We start from the raw sequence: 18,096 nt of genomic DNA on the forward strand, positions 1-18,096 counted from the left end.
CGGCGGACGTCCGCCTTTACTTCCGTCTGAATAGGCCAGAGCCAGCTCCAGATCAGGGCGGAACACCTCAAAATCCACAGTCCGGGAAAAGGCCTCCAGTTGATCGCCAAGCCCGCTCAGCCGAGCAAGACGCTCTTCAACATCAAAGAAACCAGATTGCTTCATCTTCCTCCATCCCCAATCAACGCCAAAAAAATGGAATCACACAGAACAACTCAGAGCCAAGGGGTTTTTCGAACCCTCCAGATGCTGCTGCCCCCCTGACAGTGGAACGGGCTGTTGTTGAGCCCATTTATCGCGCTCTGGCTGAACGCGCTCATAGTGTTGCTCCAGACGCTGTTGTTTCTGCTCCGGCACTCACGAAAGAACCGAACCTCTTGCTCACCACAGACAAAGGGCAAGTCATTCGTAAAGTTCGTTCTTCTGATACCCACGTTGTCTTTATGCTCCCTGCCGGCGTGGAAAATGTGCAGATTGTTTCACGAGTCAGTCGACCCAGCGATACCATCGGCCCATTCGTGGATGATCGCCGTATGCTCGGCGTATTGATCGGAAAAATCACGCTGCTTGAGGGCAATAAAGTCCGTGAACTTACTCCTCACCTCAACACTCCTGAACTAAGCGGATGGCATGCACAGGAAGAGTCTTCCTGCCGCTGGACAAACGGGGAAGCCCTGCTCCCACTTGGCACTCGTAAGCCAAACAGCTTCGCTATTTTGTCTGTAGAGGTCCTTGCGGCTGGACCTTACATCAAAGCAGACAACGCTGAGCAGGAACTCCAGACAGCCTGACCAGCGCCTGAAGAGCCCGTCTGAAAAGACTTTAAAAGAGTGTTCCAGCGGGCTCTTCTTTAATCTGAGTATGAAAGGCTCCTCCGAAGGGCTGCCATGCTCCCCCATATCTTCCTTGCAGACGGTGCTTGCGGCATGGTCCCCTTAATATGGAGGACCATCCCCTGCTGCACCATCTGGACACGCTGCTTCAGCATTACGGCTATGGCATTGTCACCCTGATTGTCATGATGGAAAGCATGGGTGTGCCTGTGCCAGCCGAAGCCTGCATCATCACGGCCTCGCTCTACTGCCTGAAGACCCATCACCTTGCTATTGGCTGGGTGGCCGTTGCCGCTGTGGCAGGGGCTATTATTGGCGATAACATCGGCTACCTTATTGGCCGCAAGGTCGGGCTGCCGCTGCTGGAAAAATATGGCCCCCGCTTCGGCCTGACCTCCCAGCGGCTCATTCTGGGGCAATATCTGTTCCACCATCACGGCAGCGCCATTGTCTTCTGTGGCCGGTTTATTTCCGTGGTGCGCGTATTTGTGGCCGTGCTGGCCGGGGCGTGCCGCATGCACTGGCCGCGCTTCATGCTGTTTAATGCACTGGGAGGCACCTGCTGGGCGGGCGGTTATGCGCTGGGCACTTATGCTCTGGGGCGCAAGATTTCCGAGGTCTCCGGACCGGTTGGCATTATCATCGGCATTGCGGCCATTGGCGGTATGGTCGCCATGGGGCGCTTCCTGAAGAAAAATGAGGCCCGGCTGACCCAGCTTGCCTTGCAGGAATCCCGGAACGGCACGCTCTCCGCATCCTGAAGTCGCTACCGTCACCATCAAATCGCCTGAAAGCCCCGGCAGGGTGTCCAGAATGGACATTCCGCCATCCCGGCTGTATCCGTCTGAGCCTGATCAACAACAAGGCATGGAGCGGGTCATGAACGCATCCCGGAGCTCTTCCGAGGGCAGCATCACTCTACATCGCAACGACCTGCCCGACGGGCTGACCTTTACCGGGTCTGTTGCCGTGGATACGGAAACCATGGGCCTCAACCCCCATCGGGACCGGCTGTGCCTTGTGCAGCTTTCCGCAGGGGACGGCACGGCGCATCTGGTGCAGATCATCCCGGAATCCCTCGGCGGCAAAGGCTATAACTGCCCGAACCTCAAACGCCTGATGGCCGATCCCGCCGTGACCAAGATCATGCATTTTGCACGGTTTGATGTCGCTATTCTCCAGCATGCGCTGGGCATTACCGTCAGCCCCGTGGTCTGCACCAAAATTGCCGCCCGTCTGGTCCGCACCTTTACGGACCGCCACGGTCTGGCCGCTCTGTGCCGGGATATGCTGGGGGTTGAGATGAGCAAACAGCAGCAGACGTCCGACTGGGGCGCTGTGGACCTCAAGCCGGAACAGCTGGCTTATGCCGCGTCCGATGTGCTGTATCTGCATGCGCTGTGGCAGAAAATGGATGCGCTGCTGCACCGTGAGGGCCGTCGTGAACTGGCTCAGGCCTGCTACGACTTCCTGCCCGCGCGTGCCCGGCTTGACCTTCTGGGTTATGAAGACCCGGATATCTTTTCTCACCGCGCCTGATCCAGCCCGGACCGGAGCCTGCCCCGCATGACAGAACACGCCACCTTAGACGCGCCTGACCGCCTCGCGACGGAGGCCGCAACCGTTATCCAGACCGAGCGCGCCGGGCTGGATGCGCTGGACCGTGCGTTGCAGGACCCCACCGGGCTTGGTGGCGCGTTTGCGCGGGCTGTGGAGATCTTGCTGCATGTGTCGGGCCGGGTGGTTGTTACCGGTATTGGCAAATCCGGCCATGTGGCCCGGAAAATTCAGGCCACTCTCTGCTCCACCGGCACCCCCGCCCTGTTTGTTCACCCAGCCGAGGCCTCCCATGGGGATCTGGGCATGGTGCAGCCGGGCGATGTGGTTCTGGCGTTCTCCAACTCCGGTGAGACCACGGAACTGGGTGACATTGCCGCCCACACCCGCAAGGCTGGCCTGCCGCTGCTGGCCGTCACCAGTCGGGCGAATTCCACGCTGGCCTCTGCGGCGGATGTGGCGCTCACCCTCCCCGCCATGCCGGAAGCCTGCCCGATGGGGCTGGCCCCGACCACCAGCACCCTCATGCAGCTGGCCTTTGGGGACGCACTCGCCGTGGTTTTGCTGCGCCAGCGCGGCTTTACCGCGAGCGACTTTGGCAATTACCACCCCGGCGGTCGTCTGGGCAGCCGCCTGCGCACCGTGCAGGAACTGATGCGCACCGGCGCAGACATCCCTCTGGGGCGTGAAGACACCCCGATGCGGGATGTCATTATGGAAATGACGCGCCAGGCTCTAGGCTGCATTGGCATTCTGGACCATAATGGCCGACTGGCGGGGCTGATCACGGATGGTGACCTGCGCCGCGCGCTGGACCATGATCTGACAACCACGCTGGCAAAGGATGTCATGAACCGTCACCCTCTCACCATAGGGCCTGACATTTTTGCTGCTGATGCGCTGCGCATGATGAACGAACGCGACCGCCCCATCACCTCCCTGTTCATTCTGGATGCAGACCGCCGCCCGATGGGCGTTGTGCATGTGCATGATCTGCTGCGGGCAGGTGTGGGATGACGGAACCTTCTGGCCGCCCGCCTCAACGCGATGATTTTGCCCGCTCGGAAGAAACCGTCCGTCAGCAGCGCGAACGTATGGCCCCCTCCATCGCCCGCCGTCTGCCGCCTGATGCGGGAGAACTGGCCCGCAGGCGCATGCTGCTGCGCTGGGCCAAATGGGTTCTGCCCGCCACGGCTCTGCTACTGCTCAGCTCCATTGCCGTCTGGCCGGAAGTGGACCGGCTGATTAACGCCAACAAGGCAGCGCTGAAGGAAATCTCCAAGGTTAAAGTGGAAAGCGGCAATCTGATTGGCGCAACCTATCGTGGTCTGGATGAGCATAACCGTCCCTTTATGATTACGGCGGACAGTGCGCATCAGGCCAACCCGGAACGGATGGATCTGGACAACCCTGTGGCCGATATCCTCAGTCAGGGAGGAAGCTGGCTTCTGGTCCGATCGGAAAAAGGGGTCTACATGCAGCATGCACAGATTCTTGACCTGACCGGAGAAGTCACCCTGTATCGTGATGATGGCCTTATGATGCGCAGCCCTGTGGCGGATGTGGATGTCCGCACGGGCATTATTGCGTCCGATAGCTGGGTGCGGGCGGAAGGACCGTTTGGCGTGCTTGATGCAAAAGGATATCTGGTGTCTCAGCATGAAGGCATTGCCCAGTTCCGCGGGCCGGGCCGACTGATTTTGAACGACGACCGCGGCAGCCATCCGGCTGATGGGAAGGCCTCCTGATATGCCTCTGACCTTATCCTCCCGCCTGCGCGGCCTGCGCCGCCCGGTGCTGGCTCCTGCTTTCGGGCTTGCTGCACTCCCGCTGCTGGCGGTCCTCTTCTGTGGCACGGCGCACGCGCAGTCCATCGACCTCTCGCATGGCGGACAGATTACCGTCACCGCAGCCGGAGGGTTTGACTGGGACCAGAACCAGAAAAAAGTCACGGCGTATGATCAGGCCAAGGCCGTACGCGGTGACGTAACGGTGACGGCGGACAAGCTGATTGCCTATTACCGCAAGAAGGCCGCCCCCGACGGCACGCCTGCTCCCGCGCAGGGTGACGCTCCGGCTGGGGCGGTTACCGGCACAACGGCCAGCGCCAAACCGGGGTCTGACGCGCCAACAGCTCCAACCGGCCAGCCTCCCGCCCCGGCCAGCACGCCTGCTCCGGCAGACGCCAAGCCCGCGGACGGCAAAACCGAGGGCGGTGACCCGGATTCCTCCGGTGCGAACGAAATTTATCGACTGGAAGCCGTTGGCCACGTTCATATCTACACCCAGACCGATCAGGGCTGGGGCGATAAGGCCGTGTATGACATGGATCAGGCCGTACTGGTCATGACCGGTAAGGCGCTGAAACTGACCACCCCGCAGGATATCCTGACGGCGCGGGATTCCATGGAATATTACTCGCAGCAGCGCATTTCCATCGGGCGCGGCAATGCGACTGTGACAACCAATGACAACCGGCAGATCCGTGCGGATGTGCTGGTGGGCTACAGCGCCCCGCCGGATCAGTCTGCACAACCGGCAGACCAGAAGAAGGACGCAAACCAGAACTCGTCTGACCCGCTGGCCAATGGTTCTGGCAAGCTGGAAAAGGTCAACGCGTTTGGCCATGTGTGGGTCCGCACCCAGACGGAAACCGTCACCGGGGACCGGGGTGTGTATGTGCCGGATACCGGTATTGCCCGCATTGTGGGGAATGTGCACATCACCCGTGGGCCGAACCAGATCCAGGGCGCTGCGGCCATCATCAACATGCATACAGGTCTGGCAACCATGACAGAACGCCCGGGCAGCCGCGTGAGCGGTCTGGTTGTGCCCAACAGTGGCGACTCATCGGACAGGAAATAACGGATGACGCAGGAGATCAGCTGGACTTCGGAAGAAACGGTGGAAGATCAGGTCATCGGACCGGGTTCTGAACCAACCAACCCGAACGCCCCGCACGCGCCCGGCCATGGCCTGTTTGCCAACGGTATTGGCAAATCCTACAAAAAGCGCGAGGTGGTGAAGAACGTCTCCATCGAGGTACATCGGGGCGAGGCCGTTGGCCTGCTCGGGCCAAACGGGGCCGGGAAAACCACCAGCTTTTATATGATTGTGGGCCTTGTACAGCCCGACACCGGCTCCATCACGCTGGATGGTGCGGACATCACCCAGCTCCCCATGTATCGCCGCGCGCGGCTGGGCATTGGGTACCTGCCGCAGGAAGCCAGTATTTTCCGTGGCCTGAATGTTGAACAGAACATTATGGCCGCGCTGGAAGTGGTGGAGCGTGACCCGGACCAGCGGGAAGTGATGCTGGATGGCCTGCTGAGCGAATTCGGCATCTCCCACCTGCGTCGCTCCCCCTCCCTCGCCCTTTCAGGCGGTGAACGGCGGCGTCTGGAAATTGCCCGCGCACTGGCCAGCCAGCCGCATTACATCCTGCTGGATGAACCGCTGGCCGGGATTGACCCCATTGCGGTGGGCGAAATCCGAGACCTCGTCTCGCACCTCAAAGACCGCGGCATTGGCGTGCTGATTACCGACCATAACGTGCGTGAGACGCTGGAAGTGATTGACCGCGCCTACATCATGCACAGCGGGCAGGTGCTGATGCAGGGCGTGCCGGAAGAGATTGTGGCGCATGAAGACGTGCGCCGTGTGTATCTGGGCGAGAGCTTCTCGCTCTAACGCCGCCCTTTTATCACCAGTTGTGGCGGGGCCATCTCCGGCACAGGCGGTGCGGGCTCCAGTTCAATGGGCGGCACAGGCAGGCGGGCAGCATCGGCCCTGGGCTTCTGCTTCACCACCTCTACCGGAATAACCACTTTTTCCATCGGCGGCTTATAGTGCGTCATGTACCACATGATGCTGCCGTAAGCGGCCAGCAGCACCAGCAGGATCGCGACTTTGGCCCGCCACTTGTGGCGCATTTTGGGCATGTTGACGGGCGGGCTGGATCTTAAAAGCATGGCATCCTGTCTGGCTTGCAACTCTGTCTTGTGTTGTATGCGCCAGCTTTCCGGCTCAGCAACCCCGAAAGAGACGGTTTTTTCAGAGTCTGCCCTCAACGCGGCCGCTATAACGCCAGAATAGTCCCGTTGGTTCCTATATTAAAACTGTCACAAAGCCGTAGACAGACGCCCGCTAACCATGCCCAAATACAGGCAGGCATGAGGGAGTCATCCCCGTGCCTGACGAGTTAAGCCGCCTGCGCCTGAGAGAGGGCTGCATCTGTTACGGCTCCGCGCTCAGGCAAAGACGGTCCTGCTCTTAACCAGCGAGGAACGACGTCCGATGCATATTCATGTTTCCGGTAAACAGATTGCTCTGTCCGATGCGCTCAAGCACCGGGTCAATGCTCACCTGGGCGGCCTTGCAGAACGATATTTTGACAAGGCGCTGGAAGCCAATGTGACTTTCAGTAAAGCCCGTTCCTTCTTCACCTGTGATATCAACGTGCATGCAGGCCGTGGCCTGACCCTGCGCGGTGAGGGCGAGGCCGCAGACGCGAACGCCGCGTTTGATGACGCTGCCGAGCATATTGCCAAACGCCTCCGCCGCTACCATCGCCGCGTCACCTCCCACGCCCGCGCCACCAAGACAGCCGAGGCCCCGCCAGAAACCGGGCGGTCCTATGTGCTCAAATCCAGCCCACCCGCTGCAAACGGCAAAGCCCAGCAGGACAATGGTGTGGACCATGAGGCTACGGCAGAAGCCGAAACCTACGCCGCCATTATTGCGGAACACACCACCGACATTCCGACCCTGAGCGTGAGTGAGGCCGTCATGCGGCTGGATCTCGCCGCGTGCAGCATCCTGCTGTTCCGTAACCGCAAAAACCAGCAGATCAATCTGGTTTACCGGCGGGATGACGGGAATATCGGCTGGGTGGATACGGGGCCGTCCTGAAGGACGTCCTCACCCTTTTGCTCAAAAAAATGCCCTGCCACACGACGGAAATTTTCTCCCGGATGTGGCAGGGTTTTTCATAAGCTGGTCTTGCCCGAAGGCTTACTGAAGGCTGGCTGGCACCATGTCGTGCTGGAGGATAACCCCCCACGCGGTTTCCAGATCATCCACCACCGCCAGCGGTGAGCCATCGGCAGCGTGAATGGCGCAGCCTTCCTCGCCATCTTCTGTCAGAGCCGGGCGCACATAGGCGACATTGGCAACCCCCAGAGACCGAAACTGATTTTCGGAAAGCTGATGGACATCCAACGGTTTATCCGACTCATCGGGCATAAGAACAACACGTCCGTTCCGGGTCGTGACTCTCATGGTGTCTCCTTTCCGTATCTATAACGCCAACGCAGGCTGGCGGGGAAAGATCCCCACCCGTCCTGAGCCGGGCTTTTCAGTCCTCCACCACCGTATGCAACATACGGGAGGTGCGCGGCTTCAGCCCGCTGGCCGAGGCTGCTGCACTTTTCGGGGTGCCGGGCTGCATGATCTCAATCCGCTTGACGCGCACTTCCGGCTGCGGGCGGAACAGATCAATATGCAGCAGGCCATTATCCAGCCAGGCCCCACCAATCTCTATCCCCTCAGCCAGCACAAACGCCTTCTGGAACTGGCGGGAGGCAATGCCGCGATGCAGATAGACATGCTCTTCACCGTCTTCCACCTGCCGGCCACGGATCACCAGTTGATTGTCTTCCTGCGTAATCTGGAGGTCATCCATCCGGAACCCGGCGACCGCCAGCGTAATCCGGAGCCCGTTGGGGGCAATCTGTTCAATATTATAGGGTGGGTACCCATCCCCGTTCCCCTTGCTGGCCCGTTCGAGCATCTGCTCGAGATGGTCAAAACCTAGGAACATGGGTGAACCGAATACTCTGCCAGACATAAAGCCTCCCCTTTCTGAGCGAGACAGAAACCGGACCCTTCATGGCACCCGGCTTTCCTCACGATATGGGAGATACCCGGCCAAACGCAAGACTGCACGGAAGCCCACGCATGCCTGAAACAGCCACTCCGGCGGGTTTGCACCCCATAACAGAGGCCGAGTGCGGCATATTTCCCACGGTTTTTGTGTCATCAGCGCCATCTCCCTCTGGCGCAGGCGGGCGCGGGAGGTTAAATCGGGCGTATGACAGACGCAGCCATGACAGATGCAGCTTTTTCCGCTGCGGCGGCAGATGCCGCTCCTATGCCCATTCTCATTGCCCCGCATGCCGTGCTGCGGCGCAAGACGCGTGAGGTAAAACCGGAAGATATGGCGGACATCCGCCGGGTTCTGCCCAGCATGTTTTCCGCCATGTATGCCGCCCCCGGCATCGGGCTGGCCGCCCCGCAGGTGGGCCTCGGCCTGCGTTTTGCGCTGGTTGATCTGGGTGAAGAAGACGCCCGCGAGCCGATCGTGATGATCAACCCCGAAGTGATTGCCGAGACGGAAACACTGGCCGCGCGGGAGGAAGGCTGCCTTTCCCTGCCCAACCAGTATGCCGAAGTCACCCGCCCGGAAAAGGTGCGCGTGCAGTGGCGCACTGTGGATGGCGATGTGATGGAGCGTGAAGTGGACGGCCTGCTGGCCACCTGCATGCAGCATGAAATTGACCATCTGGAAGGCATCCTGTTTGTGGATCACCTCTCCGTGCTGCGCCGCAATATGATCCTGCGGCGGCTGGCCAAGGAACAGAAGCGGAAATAAGCCGGAGGGCTGGATACCATGCGCCTTATCTTTATGGGCACACCGGATTTTGCGGTGCCTGCCCTGCACGCCCTCCATGCCGCAGGGCACGAGATTGTCGCCGTGTATTCCCAGCCCCCGCGCCCGGCTGGCCGGGGCAAGGCGCTGCGGGCCTCGCCCGTGCAGCAGGCGGCGGAAGCCCTCGGCCTGCCGGTGCGCCACCCCGAAAAGCTGCGTAAAAATGAGGAAGAATGGGCCGCCTTTGCTGCCCTTGAGGCCGATGCCGCCATTGTGGCCGCCTATGGTCTCATTCTGCCACAGGTCATGCTGGACGCGCCGCGCCTTGGCTGCCTGAACATCCATGCCAGCCTGCTGCCTCGCTGGCGTGGGGCCTCCCCCATTCAGAGCTCCATTCTGGCGGGCGATACGGAAAGCGGTGTGACCATCATGCAGATGGAAGCGGGCCTTGATACTGGTCCCATGCTGCTGCGTGAGGCCGTGTCCATTACGTCTGAGACCACCGCCACCAGCCTGCATGACGCGCTAAGTGCTATTGGCGGGCAACTGGCCGTGCGCGTGCTGGCCGAACGCCCCGCCCCCACGCCGCAGCCGGAAGAAGGCGTAACCTACGCCCCGATGCTGACGCGTGAAGATGGCCGTCTGGACTGGTCCCAGTCCGCCGCAGCGCTCGACCTGCGCATTCGTGCCCTCACCCCCTGGCCCGGCACCTTTACCGTACAGGCCGATGGCACCGTGCTGAAAATTGGTGCGGCTACCCCGCTGCCCGACCGCAAGCACACCGCTACCCCCGGCACCGCGCTGGATGATGCTCTGACCATTGCATGTGGAGACGGCGCCCTCCGCCTGACCCGCCTGCAAAAGCCAGGTCGTGGCATGATGGACGCCGATGCCTTCCTGCGCGGCCAGCCCATGCCCGCAGGCACGCGCCTGTATCACACGCCGCCAGCCGCACCCGACGCCGAATGACCGAGCTGCCGTCGTTTCTCTCCGAACCCTCGCCCGTTTTTCCGTCTGATCCGCATAAGGATGCCCAGACTGATCAGGCGTTTCAGCGCTGGGCCGTTAAAATCGAATATGACGGCACCGGTCTGGTCGGCTGGCAGAAGCAGAGTGTGGGCACTTCCGTGCAGGGTCTTCTGGAAGCTGCCGCCACGCGGATGGCCAATGGGCGGCGCGTTTCCAGCATTACAGCCGGGCGGACGGATGCCGGCGTGCATGCCACAGGGCAGGTCGCGCATCTGGACTTCCCCGCAGATATGAACCTGGCCCCCCATATCGTCCGTGACGGCCTGAGCTACCATCTGAAGCCCCATCCCGTGGCCGTGCTTCAGGCCGCGCTGGTCACGGAAAAATGGAGCGCACGGTTTTCCGCTACATGGCGTTCCTACCTCTACCGCATTATCAACCGGCCCTCACCGCCTGCTCTTGGGGCCACCCATATGTGGCATGTGCGCGCCCGCCTAAATCTGGACCGGATGCGGCATGGTGCGGACAGGCTGGTGGGCACGCATGATTTTACGTCCTTCCGGGCTGCGGCCTGTCAGGCCAGAAACCCGGTCCGCACGCTGGACAGCCTGACGGTGGAGCGTGTGGGCGAGGAAGTGCATATCCGCACCCGCGCGCGGTCCTTTCTGCACCATCAGGTGCGGAACATGGTGGGCACGCTGGTTCTTGTTGGCAGAGAACGCTGGGACCCGGAGCGCATCACCGCAGCGCTGGACGCCCGCTCCCGCACCGCCGGAGGCCCGACCGCCCCGGCAGAAGGCCTGTATCTGACCGGCGTGGGCTATAATCCTGATCCGTTTGCGAACCCGCCAGCCTCATACTAACGCTGGCACTGGCACTGGCACTGGCACTGGCACTGGCACTGGCACTGGCACTGGCACTCTGCAGAACATTACTTCCGGCAGTCGTCAAACCAGCCCCGCGCGCTTAATCTGACGCGACCGCTGTTTCAGAATTTCCGTGTATTCCGCCTGAATTTCTCGAACCAAGCGGGCCACAGGCAGAGCGCGGGCCAGCGGTGCCCCCTGCCCGGCCCAGTGTGCGCCAAAGCCTGCCTCCCCGTGGGTTCGGGCCGCTTTGGCCAGAGCCTTCCCGGCATCATACGCAATGGGGTAATCCGGGCAAGGCGGTGCATCGGGGCGATCAGCCAACGCAGTAAACCGGTTGGATAGCCCTCGCGCGGGCCGACCGGAAATCAGGCTGACCATGCGGGTATGAAAAGCCGCCTGTCCCATCAGAGCTTTTCGATACGCCTCATCCAACCCCGTTTCCGGGCAAAGCAGAAATGCCGTGCCCATTTGCGCCGCCACGGCCCCCAGATCCAGCGCGGCCGCCAGCCCGGCTCCGTCCATAATGCCCCCAGCGGCAATAACCGGCCCATGACACTGGCGGCTGAGAAGACGGACCAGCGGGAACGTGCCCAGCGCATCATCCGGCGCATGCGGGTCAAACATGCCCCGATGCCCTCCGGCCTCGATACCCTGCGCAATCACCGCATCCATCCCGGCAGCTTCCGCCGCCTGCGCCTCGGCGGGGCTGGTGACAGTCGCCAGAAGCACCGCGCCTGTTTGTTTGAGGGCCGTCACACACGCAGCAGGAGGTAGCCCGAAATGGAAGCTGATGACGGGCGATTTGACCTCCAGAAGAAGCGCCTGTATCTCCGGGTCATCCAGAAAACTTGTGTAGGGTGAAGACAGTTTTTCTGGTGCGGTCCCGCCATACTCCGCAAAAAGAGGGTTCAGCCACTCCAGCCAGCGTGCCTCACGCTCTGCATCTGCTCTGGGCGTAGGATGCACGAACAGATTGACGTTGAAGGGCCGGTCAGTCCTGGCCCGAACTTCCGCAATCAGTGCACGCGCCTGCTCGGGCTTTGTCGCCCCCAGCCCCAGTGCGCCCAGCCCACCCGCGTTAGAGACCTCCGCCGCAAGCGATGGCGTGGACACACCGGCCATCGGAGCCTGAAAGACCGGAACTGTCAGGCCGAGTTGTTCAGGAAGGTGCATCTCTCTTCAGTCCGCCGAACGTTGGGCAATAAAATCCGTCAGAGCCTCAACGGCGTGACTGCGGTACCGTTCCTTGTGCCGCAGGCCGAAGAACACGCGCGGGCCAAAGGTCACCGGGGCCGCATGCAGTGTTCTCGCCGCCAGAGCCGGAGCCACCACCAGTGAGGACAGGCCCGCAATCCCCGCTCCGGCTTCCACTGCCGTGCGCACACTCTCGTTGGAGGGCAGCACAAGTGCCTCATGCAGAGTTTCCGGTTTCACGCCAATCTGCCGCAAACAGTCATCCAGCGTGGACCGCGTGCCGGACCCTTGCTCCCGCATAATCCAGCGGGCTTTTTGCAACGCTTTGGCCGTGCAGCTTCGTGCATCAAACGGTGTGGACTGCACCAGCACCAGCTGATCCTGCGCAATGGGCCACTGCGCCAGAACTGGATTGTCCACCTTGCCTTCCACAATCCCAAGATCAGACTGCCCGGCCTGCACATGCGCGGCCACCTGCTGGGTGTTGCCAATTTCCAGCACGATTTCGATATGCGGGAACCGCTCACGGAAGGCCGCCAGCAGCGGCGGCAACCAGTAGGCCGCAATGGTCTGGCTGGCCACCACGCGCAGGGTGCCGCGCTTCAAACCGCTCAGATCATCCAGCATGGCTTCCGCCGCCTGCACACGATCCAGAATAATGCGGGCTTCAGCCAGAAACAGCGTTCCGGCTTCCGTCAGCACAATGCCTCGCCCCACCCGATGAAACAGCCGGACCCCGTGCCGAGCCTCCAGAGCTGCAATGGCCGCCGAAACAGCAGACTGCGTGACATGCAGAGCCCGGGCGGCCTCCGTCATGTGCTCGCGCTCGGCCACACATAAAAAAATACGAAGCTGCTCCAGTGTCATGCCAATCCGCCCCCTGATTCATCATTTTTACTGATTGAAATAAGAAAAACAATGCGTTGGATTGATTGATCTTCTGCGCCTAGATCAAACGGCAGAAGGACATCGAGATGACGAAACCCGCCAATTTTTCCCTGCTGCATACCGCTCGCACTCTCCTGCCGGGCATTGGTTTATGCGTGGCGATTACCGCTGCCGCCTACGCCCTTCAATCAATCGAAGTGCTGTTATTTGGCAAGGCCTGGCTGGAAGCCCTTGTGCTGGCCATTCTATTAGGCACCTGCGTGCGGAGCCTGTGGTCGCCAGACGCCGGCTGGCAGGCGGGCATCTGTTTTAGCGCCCGCACGCTGCTTGAATTTTCCGTGGTCCTGCTTGGCGTGTCCATAAGTGCTGCCAGCGTTGTCTCTCTTGGGCCTGTGCTGCTGGTGGGCATTGCTGCGGTTGTCACCGCTGCCATTCTGGTCAGCTTTGGCATTGGCACGCTGCTGGGCCTGCCGCCCCGCATGGCCCTGCTGGTGGCTTGCGGGAATGCCATTTGCGGGAATTCCGCCATTGCCGCCGTCGCCCCCGTGATCCGGGCAGACGCCAAGGATGTGGCCGCCTCCATCGCCTTTACTGCTGTGCTGGGCGTAGTCGTGGTACTTGGTCTGCCAGTGCTGGGCATTGCGGCGGGTATGACGGGCATCTCCTTTGGTATCTTTGCCGGGRTGACGGTCTATGCCGTGCCGCAGGTTCTGGCCGCCACCTTGCCGCTTGGCACGCTGGCGGTGCAGATGGGCACCGTGGTCAAACTGGTACGGGTACTCATGCTGGGGCCGGTCTGTTTTGCCCTCTCCCTCCTCGCCCCGAAACTGCCGCCGGAAAAGCCTGATGGGAGTGACGTCACAGCCGGGCCTGCCACCCCCAAACGGGCCGGTTTTGCGCAGTTCGTGCCATGGTTCATTCTGGGCTTTCTGGCCCTCATGCTCTGCCGCACCTTCGGGCTGGTGCCTGCCGGATGGATTGCGCCAATCAATCAGGTCGCCACGGTGCTAACCGTCATCTCCATGGCCGCCCTCGGGCTTGGCGTCGATGCCCGAACCGTGACCAAAGCCGGGGGCCGCGTAACAACGGCGGTCGTCCTCTCACTGGCCGGGCTTGGCGTGCTGAGCCTGCTGCTGCTGGATGTCGTGCATCTGCGATAAGACCGGAGAAAAGGTGCTCTTCGCGCTGAGCCTGTGAGCCAGCCTATGATCCGTAACCCAGCACCTCACACCATAAAAAAAAGCCTGTGCAGTCTGAGAGAAAATATCTCAAACCAGCACAGGCTTTCTCGAAACAGAGTGTCACCACTCCGACGCACCAACCGCTCTGTTTAATGAGACGGTTTGACTGCAATCATCGGCTGGAGCAGATCCTGCATCACGATGTAATGCGGCGGCAAAAGTGCTGCGAGGCCATAGAGAACCAGTGTGACAGCCAGAACCGAGACATACAGCAGCAGCGCACGGCTCCGGGTTAGTCCAAGCCCGACGCGGGCCACATACCATTGCAGCCACATCTCATAAATGGAGACGGTGACCATCAGGGAAGCCATGAACCCCGGCTGATGCAGCAGCGGCGGGAATAGCAGGCCCGCCAGAACTGTGGCCACCAGAGAAATGAGCACCACCACCCAGCCGCACCATGTGGCCGCCGTGATGTAGCGCATCCAGAGCGCATCCCGCCCCCATTTATGGGCATAAAACTGGGAGACAACAGCTGGCAGCAGCACTACGCAGAGAGACAGCAGAAGCTTGGTAAAGCCCAGTGCCTTATCCGGCTGCATGGCCGCCTGAAACAGGCCGACCAGCAGCAATGCCAACTGCGGTGCCAGTGCCGCGCCAAAGGAATCCGGCGTGCCCTGAAAGCACGCAATGCCTTCACGCCGCCCACTGGCCAGCAGCAGCATGCCCTGCAAAATTCTGCGACCGTTACCCTGCTTGCCAGAACCCGAACTTGAAATCACGCCATGACCCCTTCCAGAAAGGTCTTGTAAATCACCGTCAATGTTTCCAGATCAGCCAGTGTGGTGTGTTCATCCACCTTATGGATGCTGGCCCCGACAAGCCCAAATTCGGCCACCGGACAATAATTTGCAATAAAGCGGGCGTCAGACGTGCCGCCCCCGGTATCCAGCTTGGGCGTGCGGCCCGTGACAGTCTGCACAGCCTGCACCAGATGGTCCGTCGCCGGCCCCGGTGCCGTGAGGAACGATTCCCCGCTAATCCGCACGCTCACCCGCGCCGTGGGCGCATGCTGGCGGCAGATGGTTTCCAGCCAGCCTTTCAGGCCAGCCCCCGTATGCAGGTCATTAAACCGGATATTCAGCCGGGCTTCCGCCGTTGCCGGAATGAGATTGGTCGCCGTGTTGCCCACATCCATGCTGGTAATTTGCAGGCTGGACGGTTCAAACCACTCGGAGCCATTATCAAGCGGCTTCTCCCGCAGGGCCGTCAGCACACTCAGCAGTTTATGCACCGGGTTATCGGCGCGATGCGGATAGGCCACATGGCCCTGCACGCCCTCAACCACAATATGCGCGTTCAGGCTGCCCCGGCGACCGATCTTGATCATATCACCCATGGCGGCGGGATTGGTCGGCTCACCCACCACGCAATAATCCGGAATCTGGTCTTTCTCCGCCATCCATTCCAGCACCTTGCAGGTGCCGTAGGTGGCGGGGCCTTCTTCATCGCCGGTAATCAGCAGACTAATGGAACCGGGCACACCGCCCTGCTCCACGCATCGCGCCACGGCGGAAACAAACGCGGCAATGCCGCCCTTCATGTCACACGCGCCCCGGCCGAACAGAATGCCGTCAGAAACTTCCGCTGCATACGGCAGATGCGTCCACGCACTCTCCGCACCCGGCGGTACAACATCGGTATGGCCCGCAAAACAGATGTGCGGTCCGGCCGTCCCCAGTCGGGCAAACAGGTTGGGCGTGCGTTCTGCCCCTTCCCCATAAGGAAGAGACACCACGGTAAAGCCCAGCGTCTCCAGCATGGCCGCCAGAGTGTGCTGAGCCGGACCGGGATCGGGCGAGACAGAGGCATGACGGATCAGCGCCTGCGTCACCGCCACCGGGTCTGTCAACTCGGGCAAAAGCCCGGTCTGGGGTCCGGTTGGAAGGGTCTGGTCCGGCGCTGAATATATCATTGCGTGTCTGCCCGAGGTTCCCTCTGCTTAGTCGCGCAGCAGGTCGTTAATGGAAGTCTTGGAGCGTGTACGCTCGTCCACCCGCTTCACAATCACGGCGCAGGCCAGATTGGGGTTCGGGCGGCCATCGGGGCCAACCGGCTTAGAAGACGGCAGCGTGCCCGGCACCACAACGGAGTAGGCCGGAACGCGACCCATGAAGATTTCACCCGTTGCACGGTCCACAATCTTGGTGGACGCGCCGAGGAACACGCCCATGGACAGCACGGAACCGCGCTCCACAATCACGCCTTCCGCCACTTCGGAGCGCGCACCGATAAAGCAGTTATCTTCAATAATGACCGGAGCCGCCTGCAGCGGTTCCAGAACACCGCCAATACCCGCACCGCCGCTGATGTGGCAGTTGCTGCCAATCTGCGCACAGCTGCCAACGGTCGCCCAGGTATCCACCATAGTGCCGCTGCCCACATGGGCGCCCACGTTCACAAAGCTCGGCATCAGCACCGCACCCGGCGCGATGTAGGCTGAGTAACGCACCATAGCACCCGGCACCACGCGGAAACCGGCTTTTTCAAAACGAGCCTGATCCCAGCCCTGAAACTTGACGGGCACCTTATCAAACGCCGGGCCGCCAGCAGCAGCCCCCGGCATGACAACGCTGTCATTCAGACGGAAAGAAAGCAGAACGGCCTTTTTCAGCCATTCATGCACCACCCAGCCATTTTCGCTGGGGGCTGCAACGCGCAGACGCCCGGAATCCAGTGCCTCGAGAGCGGTTTCAATCGCCTTGCGATCGTCACCCGTCGTGGCGGAGGAAATCCGGTCACGAGCTTCCCACAGAGTTTCAATTTGAGCGCGGAGAGTTTCTTCAGTCATGAGACACCGTCAGACAGGATGGAGAAGAGGGCCGGGGCAGCGCCACCGACCGGCAAAAAGAGGAAGGAACCATGCGGACAGGGCACGCTCCTGTCAACGCGCCGGTGCCGGACACCTGCCATCAGCACGGTTCAGAGTCGGGCTCTGATCCACCGTGCGGGCGGCAGGTTTCAAAACGGCAGGATTAGTCCGCGCGGATCAACGTGCCGGAACCAGAGGCCGTAAACAGTTCCAGCAGGCAGGCATGCGGCGTACGGCCATTGATGATGACGGCAGCCCGCGCCCCGGCCTGCACGGCCTGAATGCAGGTTTCCACTTTGGGGATCATGCCGCCGGTAATCACGCCATCTGCAATGGCCTGACGGGCCTGTTCCGCCGTCAGTTCGGGGATCAGGTTGCCGTCTTTATCCAGCACACCGGGCACGTCCGTCAGCATCAGCAGGCGTGTGGCATGCACGGCCCCGGCCACAGCACCGGCTGCGGTATCGGCATTGATGTTATAGGTCGCGCCGTCTTCACCCAGACCAACCGGCGCAATCACCGGAATCAGGCCGGAGCCGGACAGAGCGTAAATCACCCGCGGGTCCACCTTCACCGGTTCACCCACAAAGCCCAGATCCAGCACACGCTCAATCTGGCTGTCCGGGTCACGCACGGTGCGGGCCAGCTTGCGGGCGGTAATCAGCTTGCCGTCCTTGCCGGAAATGCCCACTGCCAGCGCACCGGCCTGACTGATCAGTTCCGCGACTTCCTTATTCACGGAGCCAGCCAGCACCATTTCGATCACATCGACCATGTTGGCATCCGTGACGCGCAGGCCATCCACAAAGGTGGAGCTGATATCCAGACGCTTCAGCATCTGGTTGATCTGCGGGCCACCGCCGTGCACGACAACCGGATTGATCCCGACCAGCTTGAGCAGGGCAATATCCCGCCCGAATGTCAGGGCCAGTTCCGGGTCCCCCATGGCGTGTCCACCATATTTGACCACAATGGTGTCACCCGCATACCGCCGCAGATACGGCAGGGCACTGGCCAGCACTGCGGCTTCATGGTGCAGATCAGGCAATGAGGAAGAAGGGTCGGTCATGGGCTGAAAATCCTG

General features: G+C 61.2%; 21 protein-coding genes and 1 pseudogene. 12 read left to right on the plus strand and 10 right to left on the minus strand.

Annotated features, from left to right (window positions below; all coding sequences use genetic code 11):
* Positions 1-165: pseudogene (locus tag KP703_RS10895) on the minus strand (IS5/IS1182 family transposase); the annotation flags it as partial.
* A gap of 212 nt (positions 166-377) precedes the next feature.
* Here KP703_RS10895 and KP703_RS10900 point away from each other — a divergent pair.
* From KP703_RS10900 to lptB, 7 genes are all read left to right on the plus strand, one after another.
* Entirely contained in the window at positions 378-791 is a 414-nt protein-coding gene (locus KP703_RS10900) for a hypothetical protein (RefSeq protein WP_215754936.1), read from the plus strand.
* Positions 792-940: 149 nt separating this feature from the next.
* Entirely contained in the window at positions 941-1,594 is a 654-nt protein-coding gene (locus tag KP703_RS10905) for a DedA family protein (protein WP_215754937.1), read from the plus strand.
* A gap of 118 nt (positions 1,595-1,712) precedes the next feature.
* On the plus strand, positions 1,713-2,372 hold the full coding sequence (locus KP703_RS10910; protein ID WP_062140888.1) for a ribonuclease D: 660 nt from the start codon (positions 1,713-1,715) through the stop codon (positions 2,370-2,372).
* 27 nt (positions 2,373-2,399) lie between these two features.
* Complete coding sequence (locus KP703_RS10915; RefSeq protein ID WP_062140549.1) at positions 2,400-3,407, plus strand: SIS domain-containing protein; 1,008 nt, start codon at positions 2,400-2,402, stop codon at positions 3,405-3,407.
* A complete protein-coding gene (gene lptC, locus KP703_RS10920) occupies positions 3,404-4,138 on the plus strand; it encodes an LPS export ABC transporter periplasmic protein LptC (protein ID WP_062140547.1) in 735 nt (244 codons plus the stop codon). The genes KP703_RS10915 and lptC overlap by 4 nt, the downstream gene beginning before the upstream one ends.
* A 1-nt stretch (position 4,139) precedes the next feature.
* Entirely contained in the window at positions 4,140-5,255 is a 1,116-nt protein-coding gene (locus KP703_RS10925; protein WP_215754938.1) for an LptA/OstA family protein, read from the plus strand.
* A 3-nt stretch (positions 5,256-5,258) separates the two neighbouring features.
* The gene (lptB, locus tag KP703_RS10930; RefSeq protein ID WP_215754939.1) at positions 5,259-6,080 is read left to right on the plus strand and encodes an LPS export ABC transporter ATP-binding protein; all 822 of its coding nucleotides are present in this window, start codon (positions 5,259-5,261) and stop codon (positions 6,078-6,080) included.
* Here lptB and KP703_RS10935 read toward each other — a convergent pair.
* The gene (locus KP703_RS10935) at positions 6,077-6,361 is read right to left on the minus strand and encodes a hypothetical protein (protein ID WP_156482828.1); all 285 of its coding nucleotides are present in this window, start codon (positions 6,359-6,361) and stop codon (positions 6,077-6,079) included. The genes lptB and KP703_RS10935 overlap by 4 nt on opposite strands.
* 325 nt (positions 6,362-6,686) lie before the next feature.
* Here KP703_RS10935 and hpf point away from each other — a divergent pair, with 325 nt between their 5' ends.
* Positions 6,687-7,301, plus strand: coding sequence for a ribosome hibernation-promoting factor, HPF/YfiA family (hpf, locus tag KP703_RS10940; RefSeq protein ID WP_215754940.1), 615 nt, complete (start codon positions 6,687-6,689; stop codon positions 7,299-7,301).
* 102 nt (positions 7,302-7,403) lie between these two features.
* On the opposite strand, the gene KP703_RS10945 is transcribed toward hpf, so the two are convergent.
* Together KP703_RS10945 and KP703_RS10950 are read right to left on the minus strand one after the other, a co-directional pair.
* Positions 7,404-7,634 carry a DUF1150 family protein gene (locus KP703_RS10945; protein WP_373270297.1) on the minus strand — a complete coding sequence of 77 codons (231 nt, stop codon included), beginning with the start codon at positions 7,632-7,634 and terminating at the stop codon, positions 7,404-7,406.
* Between the two features lie 112 nt (positions 7,635-7,746).
* Entirely contained in the window at positions 7,747-8,238 is a 492-nt protein-coding gene (locus KP703_RS10950; RefSeq protein WP_062140536.1) for an Hsp20 family protein, read from the minus strand.
* A 243-nt stretch (positions 8,239-8,481) separates the two neighbouring features.
* Here KP703_RS10950 and def point away from each other — a divergent pair, with 243 nt between their 5' ends.
* The 3 genes from def to truA are packed head-to-tail and all read left to right on the plus strand — an operon-like array spanning position 8,482 to position 10,871.
* Entirely contained in the window at positions 8,482-9,042 is a 561-nt protein-coding gene (def, locus tag KP703_RS10955) for a peptide deformylase (RefSeq protein WP_215754941.1), read from the plus strand.
* Positions 9,043-9,060: 18 nt separating this feature from the next.
* A complete protein-coding gene (fmt, locus tag KP703_RS10960; protein WP_215754943.1) occupies positions 9,061-10,008 on the plus strand; it encodes a methionyl-tRNA formyltransferase in 948 nt (315 codons plus the stop codon).
* Complete coding sequence (truA, locus tag KP703_RS10965) at positions 10,005-10,871, plus strand: tRNA pseudouridine(38-40) synthase TruA (RefSeq protein ID WP_215754945.1); 867 nt, start codon at positions 10,005-10,007, stop codon at positions 10,869-10,871. The genes fmt and truA overlap by 4 nt, the downstream gene beginning before the upstream one ends.
* Before the next feature lie 84 nt (positions 10,872-10,955).
* Here the strand turns inward: truA and KP703_RS10970 are convergent, their stop codons facing one another.
* Positions 10,956-12,050: a nitronate monooxygenase family protein gene (locus KP703_RS10970; RefSeq protein ID WP_215754948.1), complete on the minus strand. Its 1,095-nt coding sequence runs from the start codon at positions 12,048-12,050 to the stop codon at positions 10,956-10,958.
* Between the two features lie 6 nt (positions 12,051-12,056).
* Complete coding sequence (locus KP703_RS10975) at positions 12,057-12,938, minus strand: LysR family transcriptional regulator (RefSeq protein WP_215754949.1); 882 nt, start codon at positions 12,936-12,938, stop codon at positions 12,057-12,059.
* Between the two features lie 107 nt (positions 12,939-13,045).
* Here KP703_RS10975 and KP703_RS10980 point away from each other — a divergent pair, with 107 nt between their 5' ends.
* Positions 13,046-14,119: a YeiH family protein gene (locus KP703_RS10980; RefSeq protein WP_215754951.1), complete on the plus strand. Its 1,074-nt coding sequence runs from the start codon at positions 13,046-13,048 to the stop codon at positions 14,117-14,119.
* A gap of 170 nt (positions 14,120-14,289) precedes the next feature.
* Here KP703_RS10980 and KP703_RS10985 read toward each other — a convergent pair whose 3' ends face one another.
* From KP703_RS10985 to argB, 4 genes are all read right to left on the minus strand, one after another.
* On the minus strand, positions 14,290-14,922 hold the full coding sequence (locus tag KP703_RS10985) for a hypothetical protein (RefSeq protein ID WP_231874902.1): 633 nt from the start codon (positions 14,920-14,922) through the stop codon (positions 14,290-14,292).
* Positions 14,919-16,115, minus strand: a complete 1,197-nt coding sequence (gene dapE, locus KP703_RS10990; RefSeq protein WP_215754953.1) for a succinyl-diaminopimelate desuccinylase — start codon at positions 16,113-16,115, stop codon at positions 14,919-14,921. The genes KP703_RS10985 and dapE overlap by 4 nt, the downstream gene beginning before the upstream one ends.
* Positions 16,116-16,142: 27 nt before the next feature.
* The gene (dapD, locus tag KP703_RS10995; protein WP_043551938.1) at positions 16,143-16,991 is read right to left on the minus strand and encodes a 2,3,4,5-tetrahydropyridine-2,6-dicarboxylate N-succinyltransferase; all 849 of its coding nucleotides are present in this window, start codon (positions 16,989-16,991) and stop codon (positions 16,143-16,145) included.
* A gap of 184 nt (positions 16,992-17,175) precedes the next feature.
* The gene (gene argB / locus KP703_RS11000) at positions 17,176-18,081 is read right to left on the minus strand and encodes an acetylglutamate kinase (RefSeq protein ID WP_043551936.1); all 906 of its coding nucleotides are present in this window, start codon (positions 18,079-18,081) and stop codon (positions 17,176-17,178) included.
* Between the last annotated feature and the right edge of the window lie 15 nt (positions 18,082-18,096).

Source organism: Acetobacter sp. P5B1, assembly GCF_018811985.1.
Classification (GTDB): domain Bacteria; phylum Pseudomonadota; class Alphaproteobacteria; order Acetobacterales; family Acetobacteraceae; genus Acetobacter; species Acetobacter cerevisiae.